At 54.2% G+C, this 15,149-nt stretch carries 14 protein-coding genes; 11 read left to right on the top strand and 3 right to left on the bottom strand.

The window, feature by feature from the left end; translation table 11 throughout:
* The first annotated feature begins 67 nt into the window (after positions 1-67).
* From ACR0EN_RS17580 to ACR0EN_RS17570, 3 genes are all read left to right on the top strand, one after another.
* Positions 68-616 (top strand): kinase inhibitor, encoded by a 549-nt coding sequence (locus tag ACR0EN_RS17580; RefSeq protein ID WP_480588043.1) that lies wholly within the window; start codon positions 68-70, stop codon positions 614-616.
* A gap of 104 nt (positions 617-720) precedes the next feature.
* Positions 721-1,239 (top strand): YbhB/YbcL family Raf kinase inhibitor-like protein, encoded by a 519-nt coding sequence (locus ACR0EN_RS17575; RefSeq protein WP_480588041.1) that lies wholly within the window; start codon positions 721-723, stop codon positions 1,237-1,239.
* A gap of 598 nt (positions 1,240-1,837) precedes the next feature.
* A complete protein-coding gene (locus ACR0EN_RS17570; protein ID WP_480588039.1) occupies positions 1,838-2,170 on the top strand; it encodes a hypothetical protein in 333 nt (110 codons plus the stop codon).
* A gap of 335 nt (positions 2,171-2,505) precedes the next feature.
* Here ACR0EN_RS17570 and ACR0EN_RS17565 read toward each other — a convergent pair whose 3' ends face one another.
* Complete coding sequence (locus ACR0EN_RS17565; RefSeq protein WP_480588037.1) at positions 2,506-2,961, bottom strand: MarR family winged helix-turn-helix transcriptional regulator; 456 nt, start codon at positions 2,959-2,961, stop codon at positions 2,506-2,508.
* Between the two features lie 150 nt (positions 2,962-3,111).
* Between ACR0EN_RS17565 and ACR0EN_RS17560 the strand changes: the two genes are divergently transcribed.
* Genes ACR0EN_RS17560 through ACR0EN_RS17535 form a run of 6 tightly spaced genes read left to right on the top strand, consistent with a single transcriptional unit; the run spans position 3,112 to position 10,271 of the window.
* The gene (locus ACR0EN_RS17560; protein WP_480588035.1) at positions 3,112-3,597 is read left to right on the top strand and encodes an EF-hand domain-containing protein; all 486 of its coding nucleotides are present in this window, start codon (positions 3,112-3,114) and stop codon (positions 3,595-3,597) included.
* 30 nt (positions 3,598-3,627) lie between these two features.
* A complete protein-coding gene (locus ACR0EN_RS17555; RefSeq protein WP_480588033.1) occupies positions 3,628-4,887 on the top strand; it encodes a ferredoxin reductase family protein in 1,260 nt (419 codons plus the stop codon).
* A 24-nt stretch (positions 4,888-4,911) separates the two neighbouring features.
* Complete coding sequence (locus ACR0EN_RS17550; RefSeq protein ID WP_480588031.1) at positions 4,912-5,403, top strand: enoyl-CoA hydratase; 492 nt, start codon at positions 4,912-4,914, stop codon at positions 5,401-5,403.
* Positions 5,404-5,456: 53 nt separating this feature from the next.
* Positions 5,457-6,803: an efflux RND transporter periplasmic adaptor subunit gene (locus ACR0EN_RS17545; RefSeq protein ID WP_480588029.1), complete on the top strand. Its 1,347-nt coding sequence runs from the start codon at positions 5,457-5,459 to the stop codon at positions 6,801-6,803.
* Positions 6,800-9,946 (top strand): efflux RND transporter permease subunit, encoded by a 3,147-nt coding sequence (locus ACR0EN_RS17540; RefSeq protein ID WP_480588027.1) that lies wholly within the window; start codon positions 6,800-6,802, stop codon positions 9,944-9,946. Before ACR0EN_RS17545 ends, ACR0EN_RS17540 begins: the two co-directional genes overlap by 4 nt.
* Positions 9,939-10,271 carry an ion channel gene (locus ACR0EN_RS17535; RefSeq protein ID WP_480588025.1) on the top strand — a complete coding sequence of 111 codons (333 nt, stop codon included), beginning with the start codon at positions 9,939-9,941 and terminating at the stop codon, positions 10,269-10,271. The genes ACR0EN_RS17540 and ACR0EN_RS17535 overlap by 8 nt, the downstream gene beginning before the upstream one ends.
* 88 nt (positions 10,272-10,359) lie before the next feature.
* Here the strand turns inward: ACR0EN_RS17535 and ACR0EN_RS17530 are convergent, their stop codons facing one another.
* Positions 10,360-10,950 carry a TetR/AcrR family transcriptional regulator gene (locus ACR0EN_RS17530; protein ID WP_480588023.1) on the bottom strand — a complete coding sequence of 197 codons (591 nt, stop codon included), beginning with the start codon at positions 10,948-10,950 and terminating at the stop codon, positions 10,360-10,362.
* A gap of 115 nt (positions 10,951-11,065) precedes the next feature.
* On the opposite strand from ACR0EN_RS17530, the gene ACR0EN_RS17525 reads away from it, so the two are divergent.
* A complete protein-coding gene (locus tag ACR0EN_RS17525; RefSeq protein WP_480588021.1) occupies positions 11,066-12,007 on the top strand; it encodes an alpha/beta hydrolase in 942 nt (313 codons plus the stop codon).
* A 198-nt stretch (positions 12,008-12,205) separates the two neighbouring features.
* Here the strand turns inward: ACR0EN_RS17525 and ACR0EN_RS17520 are convergent, their stop codons facing one another.
* Complete coding sequence (locus tag ACR0EN_RS17520; protein ID WP_480588019.1) at positions 12,206-13,183, bottom strand: helix-turn-helix domain-containing protein; 978 nt, start codon at positions 13,181-13,183, stop codon at positions 12,206-12,208.
* Positions 13,184-13,451: 268 nt separating this feature from the next.
* Between ACR0EN_RS17520 and ACR0EN_RS17515 the strand changes: the two genes are divergently transcribed.
* Positions 13,452-15,107: a sulfatase-like hydrolase/transferase gene (locus ACR0EN_RS17515; protein ID WP_480588017.1), complete on the top strand. Its 1,656-nt coding sequence runs from the start codon at positions 13,452-13,454 to the stop codon at positions 15,105-15,107.
* Positions 15,108-15,149: the final 42 nt, after the last annotated feature.

Raw genomic sequence — 15,149 nt, 5'->3', positions numbered from 1 at the left:
GGAGATAAAAGGAGCGGCCAGAGTGGCACATAACGATCATCCGAAATACTTCTGATGGAGATCGAAAATGAAACACCTGATCACAACGGTTGCACTGGTTGCTTCCCTCGTTACCCCGGCTTTTGCAGACGAAGCTTTCACCCTGTCCAGCCCTGACATCGCCGAAGGGCAGCAGCTCGACAACACATTCGTCTTGAACGCCTTTGGTTGTGAGGGCGACAGCATCTCGCCCGCACTGGAATGGAGCAACGCTCCCGAAGGCACCAAGAGCTTTGTCGTCACTGCATACGACCCAGACGCGCCGACTGGCTCCGGCTGGTGGCATTGGGTTGCCTTTGACATCCCGGCAGATGTGAATGCGCTGGCCCAAGGCGCAGGTTCCGAAGGCGGCAACATGCCTGACGGCGCAGTCCAGAGCCGTACTGACTTTGGAGTCACCGGCTTTGGCGGCGCATGTCCTCCTCCGGGCGAAGTACACCGCTACAAGTTCACCATTCACGCCCTGGGCGTTGAAAGCCTCGGCCTCGACGAGAATGCCAGCGCTGCTCTGGTGGGCTTCATGACCGGCGCGAACTCTCTGGGTTCAGCTGAAATCACAGCTGTCTACACGCGCTAAGCCACTCACGGCTCCAGTCGCCCGGATCTCCGGGCGGCTGGACTAATTCTTAACATTGGCTTCGTGAAAGCGATTGCCGACAGACAGTGAATAGGCATGGTCTAATGAGTGAAAAAGAACAAGACATCCCCAACAACACCCCGTCTTTTGTGCTGACCAGCACTGACATTGCTGAAGGTGAAAGCCTTGGAAAGAAACACGAGCTGAACGTCTTTGGCGGAAATGGTGACAACCTTTCTCCCCAACTCACCTGGAACGGCGCACCAGAAGGGGCAAAGAGTTTTGTCCTGACATGCTTTGACCCAGACGCGCCAACAGGCTCTGGCTGGTGGCATTGGGTTGCGTTCAACATCCCCGCTGACGTGTCCTCTTTGAACACCGGGGTTGGAACAGAAACCGGTATGCCTGCAGGCACAATTCAGGCGCGCAATGACTTCGGTGAAAAGAGCTTTGGTGGAGCGTGCCCGCCGCCCGGCGAGGTTCACCGTTACGAATTTCGTGTACACGCATTGAATGTCGAAACGCTGGATGTTGATGAAGACGCAACTCCAGCTTTGATCGGGTTTATGACGCACTTCCACACCATTGCCACAGCAAAGTTGACTGCGGTTTATACTCGATAGAGCAGCATTGTTTGCCGGTAGCTAATTGCGATTAGCTACCGGAGACCAAACTGATAGCGAATGGGAGCGTTGACGGGCGGTGGGCCCTTGTTTGTCGAATGGTGTTCTGGCAGCCTTAATACTGGCGCTAGTTAGGATCGCCGCGAAGCCTAAAGTCTTGCGCCACGTTGACGTAACGTATTGAAATAAGGCTATTGTTTTGCGTTTTCGCATTTTCCAATGGGAAACAAATAGTTACCAACACCCTCAAAAAGCCGCATTAGAGTTTTGACGAAAACCAAGCCTGGTTCCCCCTGTGTGCCCATAAAACAGGCACGTATATCCGCGACACATTCAAAGTAGCTCGGGATTGGTCAAATGAATATGTGGTCGTTTCTTAAAAAGCCTCTTCGGGGGCAAAGAATTCGTATCAGCATCCCCGACTATTGCGATCATTCGAATGTTGTCGGCGCAGGTGACCACGATCAATTCACTGAGACCGATGCCATTCGTCTTCAGAGGGCAGAGCTCCGTCGCCAACGCTCGGTAACAACCGAATCGAGCCGAACACGGCGTTGCACCTCTTAAGCTAATCAAACACTTAGACTTGGGACCGGAAATGAAAGTATCCTTACTCACTACAGGCTTAGTCCTGATCGCCAATTTTGCAGTTGCCAAAGAACAGAAAGTGTTCACTTGTGTATCCGCAGTTGATGGTCAACAGATCACTGCCGAACTTCCCGCAGAGGGCGAGATGGGGCATGTCGTATTTCATGCGACTTCCGGTGATGCCACGGTTTTGCACGCGCTGAATGGGGTGACATTCCTGCATATCAATGGCGAGGACGTTTGGACACTCGCACTGAACACGGAAGATATGACCTACCAGCTTTCCGTGCATGGATCTGAACTCTTCGAAGATCACGGGACCTGCGAGGCAGCTTCGGCCTAATAGTTTCTAGCCACCTGCCAACCCGACTCATTGGGTTGGTGTAACCTGTTGCCGTCGGCACCGCTCACCCAAATCGTTGTACTTTGATGCTATTTTCCCCTCGGGCTCAGGTACATTCGGCGGCAACAGGCCCGAAATGCTAGTTCTCATGCGATTTTTGCTTGAGCCCTGTTCAGATTGCCGCACTGACTTAGGAGGCTGAGCGTATAGTTGGGAAACTTCGGCTAAAACGCGAATACCTCCGTTTGGTCGAAACTCAAAAATGTCCTAGCAAAACTCTTGCAATCTGAGTGGAGTACTCGTCCGAGAACTTGTTTGAATAATGAGCTATATGCTCATTCATTTTTTCTCGGCACAATCCCCGCAGTTTTTTGCAGCAGTTTAATGACCTGCTTGCGTTCATCTGCAGATAGGTCTGCGAGAACATCGTCATTCACCTGTTTCACGATCCGGGGTAGTTCCGACGCCTTCTTGCGGCCGGCTTCCGTCAGATAGATCAGAAACGATCGTCGGCTGCTGGGGTCAGGGCGACGCTCTGCAAACCCTGCTTCGACCAACGCGTCCACATTTCGGCTGGTAAAGTACTCGGGGAAATTCAGCTTCTGACCGAGTGATCGCTGATTGATGCCGTCTTCATCTGCCAACAACATCAGGTTTGCGAAGATTTTGATGTCAACATCGACCTCCTGCAGCGCAAGCTTCATTTTCGTATCTATGTCGCGCGCAAGCGTTTGGATCAGGAAGCCGAAACTCCCTTCCCGAATGTGCTTTGTACTTTTGATCTGCGTCATCAGGAATGCACCCCTGATCATGGCAATAACCCCGAAGCTTGCAGCGTACAAGTGTTGCATATGTTTTGCATTTACAATTCTTGTATCTGCAAGTATTGCGATTACAAGTCAAGCATACCTTTGAGTCGGATTATTCGAAAGGCTTTCGCCATGACCAAAAAACTGGCCGCCCTGTCATTTTGCATGTTCTTTGCCACTCCAATGACTGTCGCAGCAGACGAGAATGAAGGCCGCAGGCTTGCGGAACTTGCTTTTGCCTCTGTCGACAGTGCAGATCGCGGGTTCATCGATATGGGCGAGTTCACCAATTTCGGGACGGATGTGTTTGTCTCGATGGACAGTGATGACAGCGGCAAGATCTCTCTCGAAGAGTATTTGGCCTGGGATTACGGCATGGCATCGGTTGCTGAAGATCGCGATCGGGTCGATGCTTACGAGACGGCTCTGAGGATCATCTTTGCCTTCCGCGACCGGGATGGAAACGGAGAGATCAGCAAGACAGAGCACCGTCAGTCGATGAATTTCGATTTCCAGCGCGCGGACCTGAACGGTGACGCCATCCTGACAGAGCGAGAGTTCCTTGACGGGTTTCCTGTGATGGTAGCCCTGCGCGCCGCCCTTGATCCCGATCTTTGATGAGTTGAACCGTTAGGGGGAGTTGATGACATGCTCAAACGGCACGGTATTTTTGCGATCATTGGCTTGATTGCGCTATTTGCAGTCCTGCATCTGGGTTTTGCGCCCGAGGAGCACAGTTCGAGGACAACAGGGACGACGTTTCTGGGTGGCATCGCCTTTCTCTTGATGACATGTTCGATCGTCCTGTCCACGCGCGCGCCCATTTTCGAGGACTGGTTTGGCGGGTTGGACCGGATGTATCAGGTGCATCGCATTGTCGGCGTATTGGCCGCCTTGTTTGCGCTGGTACATTTCTTCGGCGTCCCAAAAGCCCTGCCTGAGGGCGCTGATCCGGCCTTGAACGCGCTGGTTCCATCGGCCCCACTTGGCATGTTGAGCCTGATCTTTCTGGTGATCGGGCTCTTCATCGCACTGAACCGAAAGATCCGCTATTCCTTCTGGCGGCCCACGCACAAGATCATGGGAATGGTCTATATTCTCGTCTTTGGCCACTTCTTCACAGCCCCGCCCGTCTTTGTCGCTCAATTCAGCCCCTCTGGCCTTATGCTTCTGGCGGCCGGAATCGTGGGCATTCTCTCAATGCTTTACTCGGTGTTTGGCATGAACCGGCGCACGGCTGTTCCCTTCAGCATCGAGGCGGTGAACCCACTGGAACGGGCAACTGAGGTTGTGTTGAAGCCAGCCGGTCAGTCTCTGGAGTTCAAACCGGGCCAGTTCGCCTTTGTTGAAATCGCTGGCAAAGGGTGGAGCGAACCCCATCCCTTTACAATTTCCAGCGCGCCAGGCGAAGACCGATTGCGCTTTACCATGAAGGTGCTGGGAGACTGGACCAGGAAGGTCCGTGAAGAGTTGCAACCTGGTGTGGATGTAAAGGTGCGCGGACCGTATGGCCGTTTCGATGCGGCAAATGCGGGGGATAAACAGATCTGGTTGGCAGGTGGCATCGGCCTGACACCGTTCCTGTCAAAAATCCGTGCGATGCAACCCGATGACAAGCGTCAGATTCATCTCGTTTATGCCGCGCGCGAAGCACAAGACGCCATTTTTCTGGATGAGCTTCGGGACCACGCTGGACGGTTGGGCAACGTCACTCTGGTGCCGTTGTTCTCGGATGAAGGCAATTTTGCCCGCGTCGATATGATGAAGCAAAAACTGCCCGATCCACTGGACAGTTATGAATACTTCATGTGCGGCCCCAAACCCATGGTCGATGGGATCATGAAGGACCTCAAAGCGGCAGGCGTGCCTCGCCGCAAGATTCACACTGAGGCGTTTGAGTTCCGTTAACGCGTAGTTGCAGGCAAACATATCATGAAAAAGCTTCTCTCCTTCATCGCCGAGATCGGCACCATCATGTATGTGGGCGGTATCCTGTCTCACATTGTCATTGGCGCGATCAACGCACACCCGACGCCCGAAACGGCGGCGTTCATCTATGACTATAAACTGCAAAGTGCCTACATCCTGATCCTTCCGGGTCTGGGTCTGAAGATCCTGATCGACCTGATCCTGTTCTTCGGATTCAACGAACGCGCCTGGTGGATGCGGATCAAACTGGCGATGACGGCTTTCCTGACCATCAACGCTTTTGTTTTTCTTGTGCCGATGATGCCCCAGCTTCTTGAATTGGCGCAGGTATCGATCCCTGATGGCAAACTAAGCGAAACCTTCATCGCGCTGGAGAACAGAGAAAAACTGGTCGGGATGTCCAACGTGATCCCGCTGATCACAGAAATGCTCATGGCGGCCTTCAAGCCGCGGATATCCAAAGCTGAACGCGCTCAAGCCGCCGGGGTCGCCTGAAACCACAGCCGATCACACTGCACCGACACGTCTGACATGAGGAATGGTCTGCCATGAATCTTCGTCCCTTGCTTTTCCTGCCTCCAATCGCGCTTGGCGTCGGTGCCTTCATGTGGATGACTCGTCCGAACGAAACGGCCCAGACACCTCCGGCGGAGACCGTGACGGTCGTGCGCGCCATGACACTGGCCCCTACCGAAGCGGTGCCCTCTGCGTCCGGGTATGGCCGGGTTGTCGCCGAAGACACCTGGCAGGCCATCTCACAGGTACAGGGGCGCGCGGTTTTTGTTGACGACAACCTGACGGTTGGCAGTGTTTTGCGGGCGGGCATGGAGATCATTCGGATTGACCCGCGCGATTACGAGATCGGCCTGTCCCGTGCGAGCGCTGCACGAGACACCGCGCAGGCGGCATTGGATGAGTTGGAGGCGACGGAAGCCAACACCAAAGCCTCGATCGCGCTCGAAAGTCGGATCAAAGACGTGCGACAGGCCGAGTTGTCACGGCAGGAAACCTTGTTGCAACGCGGAAGCGCGTCGCAGGCCGTTGTGGACACAGCCATCCGGGATCTGTTGTCGCAGGAAAAGCTGGTTCTGAATCTTGAAAACGCTTTGCGGCTATTGCCGGCACAACGCGCATCCCTCGAAGCGACAATTAACACGCGCATTGTGGAAATCGAAGAAGCACAGCGCGCGTTGGCGAACACGTCCGTCAAGACTCCCCTCGTAGGACGCGTGGTCGCCAAATCGGTGTCACCGGGGCAATTCATCCGCCTCGGTGACACCCTTGCCACACTCGAAACCACCGCAGCCTCAGAGGTCACAGCGGAATTCCAGACCCGAATGCTGGGCAACCTGTTTACCGTTCTGGATGGTATCCGCCCTCTGGAGGCAAACCCCGACCTCAATCTGGCCGACGCCTTTGCCTTGCTCAAAAGGTTTGACCTGCGCGCAGAGGTGGTGATGTCGACAGGTGGCGAAGATTATGTCTGGCCCGCTGAGCTCGTCCGTTTTGACGGCAGCGCAGATCCAACCACCGGGACTGTTGGGCTGGTGGTCCGGATCGAGAACCCCGGTGGACCTGATCCGGACCGGCGTGGCCCGCCATTGACCAATGGCATGTTTGTAGAGGTGCGCTTATCAGCGCCGGAACCCGTCACCGCGCTGCGCCTGCCGCGATCCGCCATTCATACCGACGGCGATGGTAGCTTTGTCTATACCATTGATGATCAGTCGCGGCTGGAGCGACGCTCAATTGAGACTGGCTCCGTACAGGATGGGTTTGTTGTCGTTGTTTCAGGGCTGATGCCGGGTGATCAGATCGTTCTGTCCGACCCAAGGCCCGCCGTACTTGGGATGCTCCTTGAGCCACTGGACACCGGGACAGGTCAGGGCTCATGATCCGGTATTTTGCACATCACCCGATTGCTGCAAACCTGGTTTTGTTGGCGGTTTGCTTTGTGGGAATCTCATCCCTGCTGCAAATGGAGCGCGAGAGCTTTCCCGAGTTCACGGCGAGCGAAGTCGCTGTCTCCGTCGAATATCCCGGTGCCTCGGCCAGCGATGTGGATGAACAGGTTTGCCTTGTCCTCGATGATGCCCTCGGCGCTGTTAACGATCTGGAAGACTTTGAATGCCTGTCCGTGGAAAATCTGGCCACGGCAACGCTGACAATGGCAGAAAGCGGCGACATTGGTCAGTTCTACAACGATATTTCTTCTGAAGTCTCCAGCATCAATGACCTGCCCGATGAGGCAGAGCTTCCTTCTGTTTCGATCCTCGGACAAACCGAGGTTATCGCGTCCATCGCCGTTTCGGGGATCGACACGCAAGGCGCACTGATCCAATACGCGGATGCCTTTGCGGATGATCTTGCGGCCCTGCCTATGATCGCAACTGCCGAAGTCACCGGTATCTCGGACGCGGAATATCTGATTTCCTTTGACCAGCTTGCCCTGCGCCGTTTTGGAGTTAGTCCCAAGGACGTTGCCGATGCGGTTGAGGCCCGCAGCCTGCGCGCGCCACTGGGGACCGTTTCCACCACCGGGCGTGACGTAACCCTGCGCTATTTCGATGCGCGTCGCTCGATTGATGATCTGGAAAACCTCATCCTGCTGGAAAACCCGGATGGGGGCATGGTGCGCTTGCTGGACGTGGCCCAAGTGCACTTGACAGAGGTGACGCCTGAACTGCAATCCTACATCGATGGAGATCGCGCAGCGATTATTCAGGTCAGCAAGACCAAGACCGACGATGCCATCAAAGCCTTTGCGCAGGTTGCGGATCGGATCGCCATAGAAAGAGCACGATTCCCGGACCCGTTTCGCATCTCAGTTGTGAACAATCTGACCGAAACCGTGGAAACCCGGATCAACCTTGTTCTCAGTAACGCCGTTCAAAGCCTCTTGCTGGTCGTGCTGGTCATGTGCCTGTTCTTTTCCCTGTCAGAGGCGATCTGGATTTCCTTCTCGCTGCCGTTTTCCTTCCTGGGCGGCATTTTCCTGATGAGCTTGGTTGGGGTCACGATCAACACCATCTCATTGATCGGATTGCTGATGGCGATTGGCCTCATCATGGATGACAGCATTGTCATTGCCGACAACATCGCAAAATGGCGGCGCAAGCTCGGGGCAAAGGAAGCCGCCGTCAAAGGCGCGACGGAGGTCATGCCCGGCGTCATATCATCGTTCCTGACCACCGCCTGTGTCTTTGGGCCCCTGATGTTTCTGTCTGGAGAGACCGGCAAGGTCCTTCAGGTCATCCCGATTGTGCTTCTGTTGACCATGATCACCAGCCTGGTGGAGGCCTTTCTCATCCTGCCCAACCATATGGGCCATACGCAATCTGATCCTGAGAAAAACGCCCAGCGGGCTGTGCCAAGATGGCTCGATCATATCAGGGACCGCGTCATCATCCCTACGGCGGCTGCTTTACTGCGATGGCGTTATGCCACATTGGGTACGGTCTTCGCGATCCTGATCCTGAGCATCGGGTTTCTGGCTTCCGGTTTGGTTAAGGTGGTCGGGTTTCCAGAGACCGAGGGGGATACCGTTGAGGTCCGGTTTGCTTTGTCCTCCGGCCTGCCCATCGAGCGGACCCGCGACACAGTTGACCAGATTATGGCTGGCCTCAAACAGATCGACCGAGAACTCACGCCCAACACAGAAGATGGGCAGCCATTGGTTGAGCGTGTGCTTGTGCAGTATTCGGTCAATCAGGACGTCAAGGACAACGGGCCCTACACTGCGACAGTCACTGCAGATCTGTTGGAAAGTGATCTCCGCAACATCAGCGCGAATGAAGTTCTGACCCATTGGAAACAGGCAACCGGCCCGATGCCGGATATCGTGCAGATCAACTTTACCCAGATCGCAGCGGGCCCGGGTGGGGATGATCTGGATGTGGAGCTCACCTCACGAGATCTGGAGGCCTTGGAAGCTGCCAGCAATGCCCTGCTGGAAACGCTGATCCTGCGAGACGATGTGACCGAGGCGTATCAGGATTTCGCAAAAGGCCGCACAGAGATCCGGCTCTCGCTGACCGAGTTCGGATATGTCAGCGGTCTGACGCCACAAGCGGTTGCAGGGCAACTACGCGCGGCCTTTTCCGGCACAGAGACCGACAGCTTCCGCCAGCAAAACTCGGAGATCAGCGTGCGCGTCGAGTTGGGGGACACGGTACCAACGCTGGCGGATCTGGAGCAATTCCCCATCACAGTCGCCGGAGGGCAACAGATGGCCCTCGCATCTGTTGCCGAGATTGAGCTGACAGGGGCTTACGCGCAGATCACCCGCAAGAACGGTCAGGCCGTGTCCCGCATCATTGGGAAGATTGACCGTTCGGCCACCACCTCGACAGCCCTCTCGGCGTTGATCACTGACGAAATCGGTCCAAAGTTGCAAATGCAATATCCCAGCGTGCGCATCGGGATCGGCGGCGCGACAGAAGAGCAGCAAAAAACACAGTCTTCGATTTCCAGTGCCCTGCTCATGGGACTTGTGGGCGTTTACCTGATCCTTGCCTTCCAGTTTCACAGCTACACGCTACCCTTCATGGTGATGCTGAGCATCCCCTTCGCGCTGATTGGCACGATCCTGGGCCACTATGCGATGGGTCTCGATATTTCCATGCCCAGCTTTATCGGCTTTGCCTCCCTCGCTGGGATTGTGGTGAACAACGCCATTCTGTTTTTGACTTTCTTTGAGGCTGAGATCGAAGGGGACGATTATCTGACAGCTGCGGTGGAAGCCGTCCGGCATCGGTTTCGACCGGTCATCCTGTCCTTTGCCACCACCTTTGCGGGCCTCTTGCCGATGCTGTTCGAAACCAGCCCACAGGCACAAGTTCTCGTCCCGCTTGTAGCCGCCGTGGCCTTTGGTCTCCTGGCCTCGACGCTGCTGGTGATCTTTGTGTTTCCCAGCATTCTCGGTATCTATTTCGATTTTGCCGACATCCGGAAATGGTTGAAAAGCAGGCAGGAGAAGGACGGACAGGAAACTGAGTTACCTTCGCACATCGACCTAGGTCGTTGGCGCAATGGGTAACTTCCTGCTTAACTATTTCAACCTGTTTCGGGCATTGGCGGCAGCAATCTTCGACGGCCGATCCCTCCATCTCCTGGCCATGTCAGCCTCACTGGTTGTTGTGAGCAGCACGTTTTACGTGCTTGTTGAGGGTTGGAGCATACTGGATGCCGCGTATTTCTCGGTGATCACGATGTCCACGGTTGGCTACGGGGACGTTTACCCAACCACTCCGGGCGGCAAGGTCTTCACGATGATCTTCACAATCGCTGGCATCGGGATTTTCGTAGCGACGATCACAACCATCGCAACCATCTTTGTTGGGAATTTCAAGGTGCGAAAATGACGAGTGGTAGGCTGAACCCCACCAGACGTTCCCTGAATTATCGACGAATTGGCAGGACGCGGGCTTTCTTGCCGTTCGTGATCACCGATCAAACTTCCGCTTTGTAGTGCGTTAAAAACATCGTGATGCAATCGTCCAACACGTCTTTGGGCGTCGGGTTCTCGCCAAGGAAGAACTCCGGCCAGAAGAAGAAGTTCTTCACCAGCGCCAGAAGCTGGCTGGTCGCAAAAACCGGATTGGCTTTGCGGATCACACCTGCGTCCATGGCTTCGCCGATCAACCGTGTCATCGGGTAATCGTGGGTTTCGGTCTCTGTGAAAAACTTTCGGGACCGGTCAAGGTCGCGGATCAGCTCCGACAAGACCATGCGATTTAGCCCGATGGCCGTCTCATCAGTTATGACCGCGATGTACCGCCACAGTGCGTCCTTCAATTGCTCAACGAAGTCTCGATCTGGGTTGTAGGACACCGTCTCCATGCTCCAGTTTTGCTCCAACATGATCTCTGAGATCGCGTCGAACAGCGCCTCTTTGCTTTCAAAGTGATTGTAGAGCGTACGACTCGATACGTTCGCTTTCTTGGCGATGGAAGTGGTCTTCGCCCCCAGAAAACCCTGCTCTTTGAATTCATCGATAGCCGCGTCGATGATATCTTTCCGTTTTTTTTCAGTCCGTTTCACGGATTCCGCCCCAAAAGTAAAAAGACTTGTTTACAAATGCCTCGCTCACCCATATGTAAACTGAACGATTTACTTTTGCAAGGCAAAGCGCCTTCAACCCGAAAGGACCAAGACAATGGCAACCCAAACTTTCTACGCAGGCAAAAACCAAGTGACCTTCAAATCCTTCGGCGTGGATTTGGTAGGCGACCTGTACCTCCCCGACGGCTTTGATCCGAACAAGAAGTACAAGACGCTCGTTGGCGCGAGCCCTTTCCCTCAAGTGAGGGGGCAAATCCCTGGGACTTACGGGCCGGAGATGGCGGCGCGTGGTTTCATCTATCTTGGCTTCGACTATCTGGGCATGGGTGACAGCCCCGCATTGCCCGGCGAGTATATGAAGAGCCGCTATATGTTCCGGCTGATCGAGAACACATGGGATGCCGTTTCTTACCTAGGGACGCTTCCGTTCGTCGAAGAAATCTATGGTCTCGGGGTGTGTCAGGGCGGTTCAATCATTTCCTCCGCCGCTGTTACCGATCATCGGATCAAGAAGATCGTCACAGTGTCCGGCATGATGGCAGCCGATGCATTCCAGTGGGGGGATCGTGGCATTGCCGACCAGACAATCGCGGCGGCCAATGCTTCGAAACAGAAGATGTATGAAACGGGAGAGGCAGACTACACTTGGCCAATTGTCCTGAACGACACCATGACACGGGAAGAGTTCAACGCATTGGGCATTCCAATGTCAGATGATACCTACAACTACTACGGCAAGGATGGCGTCGCTGGCCATGGCAAGGTCGAGAACTTCACCGCCGAACACATTGGCGATCAGTCTATGCAGTCGCTGATTTCCATTGCCGAACACTATGCAGATAAGATCACGCAACCCACGATGGTCATCTATGGAACAAGCGCGGCGACGGCGATCTGTTCAACGAACTTCATTGATCGGCTGACGAACAACCCAGATGTTCGAGCTTTCGATGAGTTCAGCCACGTTGACTTCTACTGGAAACCGGAAGCTGTCAAAGCGTCATGTGACGCTGCCGCTGAATTCTTCAAACAATGATCTTAAGGGCAGAGGCCACAGCCTGGCCTCTGCCGTCTGCTGCCGAAAAGTGGCCATTGGTCTTTGGCGCAGAATTTGGGAAGTTTGGGCTCTATGTTGCCGTTCTCCACAGTTTGCATGTTTGGTGGATCGCAGCCCAAGCCGGACCTTAGAAATCAGACTTTGCAATTCTCAATGTAGTAGGTTTCTTCCTGTTTATTAGTGGTTCTTCTTCAGTGTCTCTGATGGCAACTCACCAAAGAACAGGCGATAATCTCGCGCAAATTGACCCATGTGCCAAAACCCATGATTGTTGGCAGCATCGGCAATAGACTCAGGAGGAGGTTCTTTGAGCAAAGCCTCCCGAACTCTGTCCAATCTCAGCCTGACATAATAGGCTTTCGGGCCTTGCCCGTAGTTTTCTTTAAATGCGCGGTTGAGAGTACGTAGAGACGCTCCACTTTGGACGCACAGTTCTTCGATTGAAACGGGTGACGCTAAATTGTCGTTCATTATTTCCAAAGCTCTGCCAAGAGCCCGACGTCTGGTTTGAGCCTTACTCTTGTCTTGATGGGCTTCGCTGTTTGTCAGGATCGTCAGCACTTCAAGCATCAGAGCTTCGTCGACGCCCTCGGTCCAGGGCCGTTCAGGATTGCCCAACAAATGCGCAATCTCGCGCTCCAAACAATCCATTCTGCGTGCGTTGTCTTTGGAAAGCAGCAATCTGACTGCTGGGTCATCGGTTGCCAGAGCATATCCGCATGACTGCGCAAGTTTCTCGAACCGAAGGGTGTTGAACGAAACAACGTTGCCAAAAAAACTGTCCGTAGACACGCCATCAAAACCATCGTTGTTCCCAAATGTGAGGAACGCGTCACGCGCCATATCACAGCCTTGCCATGAATTGACTGTGCCTCGGCGGGAGATACCAAATGTGCTCCAGCCATCGGGTGAAACACCGCGTTGATGTACGGAACCGCTTAACGAGATGTTCAACACAGAAGCATTTAGACTTGAACGAACGGCAATTTGTGTTGTCAAAGGACCTGAGTCCAATTGACGAAAATCCATCTCCCAAGGTGTCATCTCCCCGAGATCATTTGGGTGCATCAAGTTGAGCCGGATCGCAGGTGAACTGTTTTTACTCGCATTGTCTGCAGTGTGAGACAAGTTTGGCCGATTTTTGATGTGGTCCATTTCAGCATCCTGACACTTTACCGGAAAAGAAAACAAATCCGATAGGGACTGAGTCAAGTGTCACATCAAGTTCCCAAGCCACCTATGGGTCGGCCTCGCCTGCCCATCTCCGATGCTCGTTCGGAGAGGGTTGTGACCTTTCTCACTCCGCCAGAGTATCAACGCCTCACGGAACTGGCGCATCAATCCGAACAATCGCTTTCGGCCCAATGCCACGACTTGATTGCTGAGGCGCTGAAAGAAGTCGCTACCAACAGGAGATCTTGCCGTGAAGACTAATTTAAAAGGTGTCGCATCAGCTATTGCCGTTCTTACGCTACTTTCTGGTGCACAGGCGGCCGCGCAAAGCGAACCAATTGTTCATGACGGTGAATTTAGCTTTTTGCGGGCTCAAATGGGCGAGCAATGGGACGCGCAAGATGTCGATATTGATGCCAGGCTTCAGGAACTCCGTGAAGCGAATGGAGGCAGAGCACCCAATATTCTTTACGTTCTGATCGATGATGTGAGCTTCGGCATCATGGGCAACAGAGCGTTAAACTATGTGACCGGAATCAACACACCAAACATCAACGACTTCGCTTCGGAAGGCATGTCGTTGATGCGTATGTATACGGAACCATCCTGCACACCGACGCGCGCAGCATTTTTGACCGGCCGCCATCCCGTGCGTACCGGCCTTAAGGAAGTGAAGGTGGCGCTTGTGGGCGAAGGTCTGGGTGCTGAGGAAGTCACCTTGCCGGAAATCCTCAAGGAGGCGGGGTACAATACCGCACATGTAGGCAAGTGGCACCAAGGCGATATCGAACAAGCCTACCCTCACAATCAGGGGTTTGATTGGGCCGCCTTTCCAATTCATCAGCAGGCGCAGCTTTCACTCATGACGCGTGAGGCAATGGAAGCCAACAATATGCTCGGTTACTACCCGGCCGGGCAGTCCAACGCGTTTCAGATCGACCAGTACTTTGCACCATTTGGTCTTGTGACGGGTGTAGAGGCCGAAGCTGGCGGCTTGGCACGGGAAGTGCATTTCAAAGCAGGCGAAGAATGGACGCAGGCACATTACCACGAAATGAACGAACGCTATCAGCAGCAGGCACTTGAGCAACTTGAAAACTTAGCTGAGCAAGACGAGCCCTTCTTCCTGAACTATTGGCCGTTGTATCCAATCAATTTCGTCTACCCCGAAGAGTCACGCTCGCGAAATGGGGGTTTCATGGCGGACAAGGTGGAGGTCGTCGATGAGTGGTTTGGCGAACTGCTGGCCAAAGTCGAGGAGCTGGGAATTGCCGAGAATACCATTGTGGTCTTCATGGCAGACAACGGGATTTTCAAACAGTATTCGCCGACCTCAGGGATGCAGGAGTTGCTGTATCGCGGTGGCAAGCTGGATCATCTTGAAGGCGGCGTCCGGGTTGACGCGTTCATTCGCTGGCCTTCGGCAATCGAAGCTGGCAGCTACGCAGGCGATATTTTTCACGTCTCGGATTTATACACCACGCTTGCACGCATTGCAGGTGCAACCGGATCTATCCCACGAGACCGGGTGATCGACGGCATCGATCAGACTGCTCTTTTGCTGGAAGGCGAAGGCAACGGTCGCCGAGACTATGTGTACATCTATGAAGGCACGTATCTTCGCTCGGTCGTTAAACAAGACCACAAGATGCACACGGCACCTCCAGGAGTTCCTGGCGCGGCTGCACCTGTGTTTAACCTATTGCGCGATCCAAGGGAATTGGCGCCACAAATCGGGACTTCGCTTTGGTCTGGGGCTTCCTTTCAAGACATGATCAAGCGGCACGAGATGATGATAAAGAAGTATCCTCACCTGCCGCTTGGAAAAGGTGTTCCTTACGAAGGCATTGAGAACCTGCGTCCTGAAAGTGAGCAAGCGCGCGACGTCTTTATGAGTTGGCAATAGACCATTCCAGTCGGGCGTAGAGACAAAGAGCTCTGCGCCCCC

The sequence above is a fragment of the Ruegeria sp. AB7 genome (assembly GCF_056542625.1).
The sequence above is the reverse complement of the archived record's forward strand: the minus strand, read 5'-3'. Positions and strand labels throughout refer to the sequence as shown.

What these genes read in the sequence shown, in the direction of transcription:
- ACR0EN_RS17570 (WP_480588039.1), top strand. Translation starts at nt 1,838, where the DNA reads ATGAAAGTATCCTTACTCACTACAGGCTTAGTCCTGATCGCCAATTTT.
- ACR0EN_RS17550 (WP_480588031.1), top strand. Translation starts at nt 4,912, where the DNA reads ATGAAAAAGCTTCTCTCCTTCATCGCCGAGATCGGCACCATCATGTAT.
- ACR0EN_RS17555 (WP_480588033.1), top strand. Translation starts at nt 3,628, where the DNA reads ATGCTCAAACGGCACGGTATTTTTGCGATCATTGGCTTGATTGCGCTA.
- ACR0EN_RS17535 (WP_480588025.1), top strand. Translation starts at nt 9,939, where the DNA reads ATGGGTAACTTCCTGCTTAACTATTTCAACCTGTTTCGGGCATTGGCG.
- ACR0EN_RS17545 (WP_480588029.1), top strand. Translation starts at nt 5,457, where the DNA reads ATGAATCTTCGTCCCTTGCTTTTCCTGCCTCCAATCGCGCTTGGCGTC.
- ACR0EN_RS17520 (WP_480588019.1), bottom strand. Translation starts at nt 13,183, where the DNA reads ATGGACCACATCAAAAATCGGCCAAACTTGTCTCACACTGCAGACAAT.
- ACR0EN_RS17565 (WP_480588037.1), bottom strand. Translation starts at nt 2,961, where the DNA reads ATGACGCAGATCAAAAGTACAAAGCACATTCGGGAAGGGAGTTTCGGC.
- ACR0EN_RS17560 (WP_480588035.1), top strand. Translation starts at nt 3,112, where the DNA reads ATGACCAAAAAACTGGCCGCCCTGTCATTTTGCATGTTCTTTGCCACT.
- ACR0EN_RS17540 (WP_480588027.1), top strand. Translation starts at nt 6,800, where the DNA reads ATGATCCGGTATTTTGCACATCACCCGATTGCTGCAAACCTGGTTTTG.
- ACR0EN_RS17575 (WP_480588041.1), top strand. Translation starts at nt 721, where the DNA reads ATGAGTGAAAAAGAACAAGACATCCCCAACAACACCCCGTCTTTTGTG.
- ACR0EN_RS17525 (WP_480588021.1), top strand. Translation starts at nt 11,066, where the DNA reads ATGGCAACCCAAACTTTCTACGCAGGCAAAAACCAAGTGACCTTCAAA.
- ACR0EN_RS17580 (WP_480588043.1), top strand. Translation starts at nt 68, where the DNA reads ATGAAACACCTGATCACAACGGTTGCACTGGTTGCTTCCCTCGTTACC.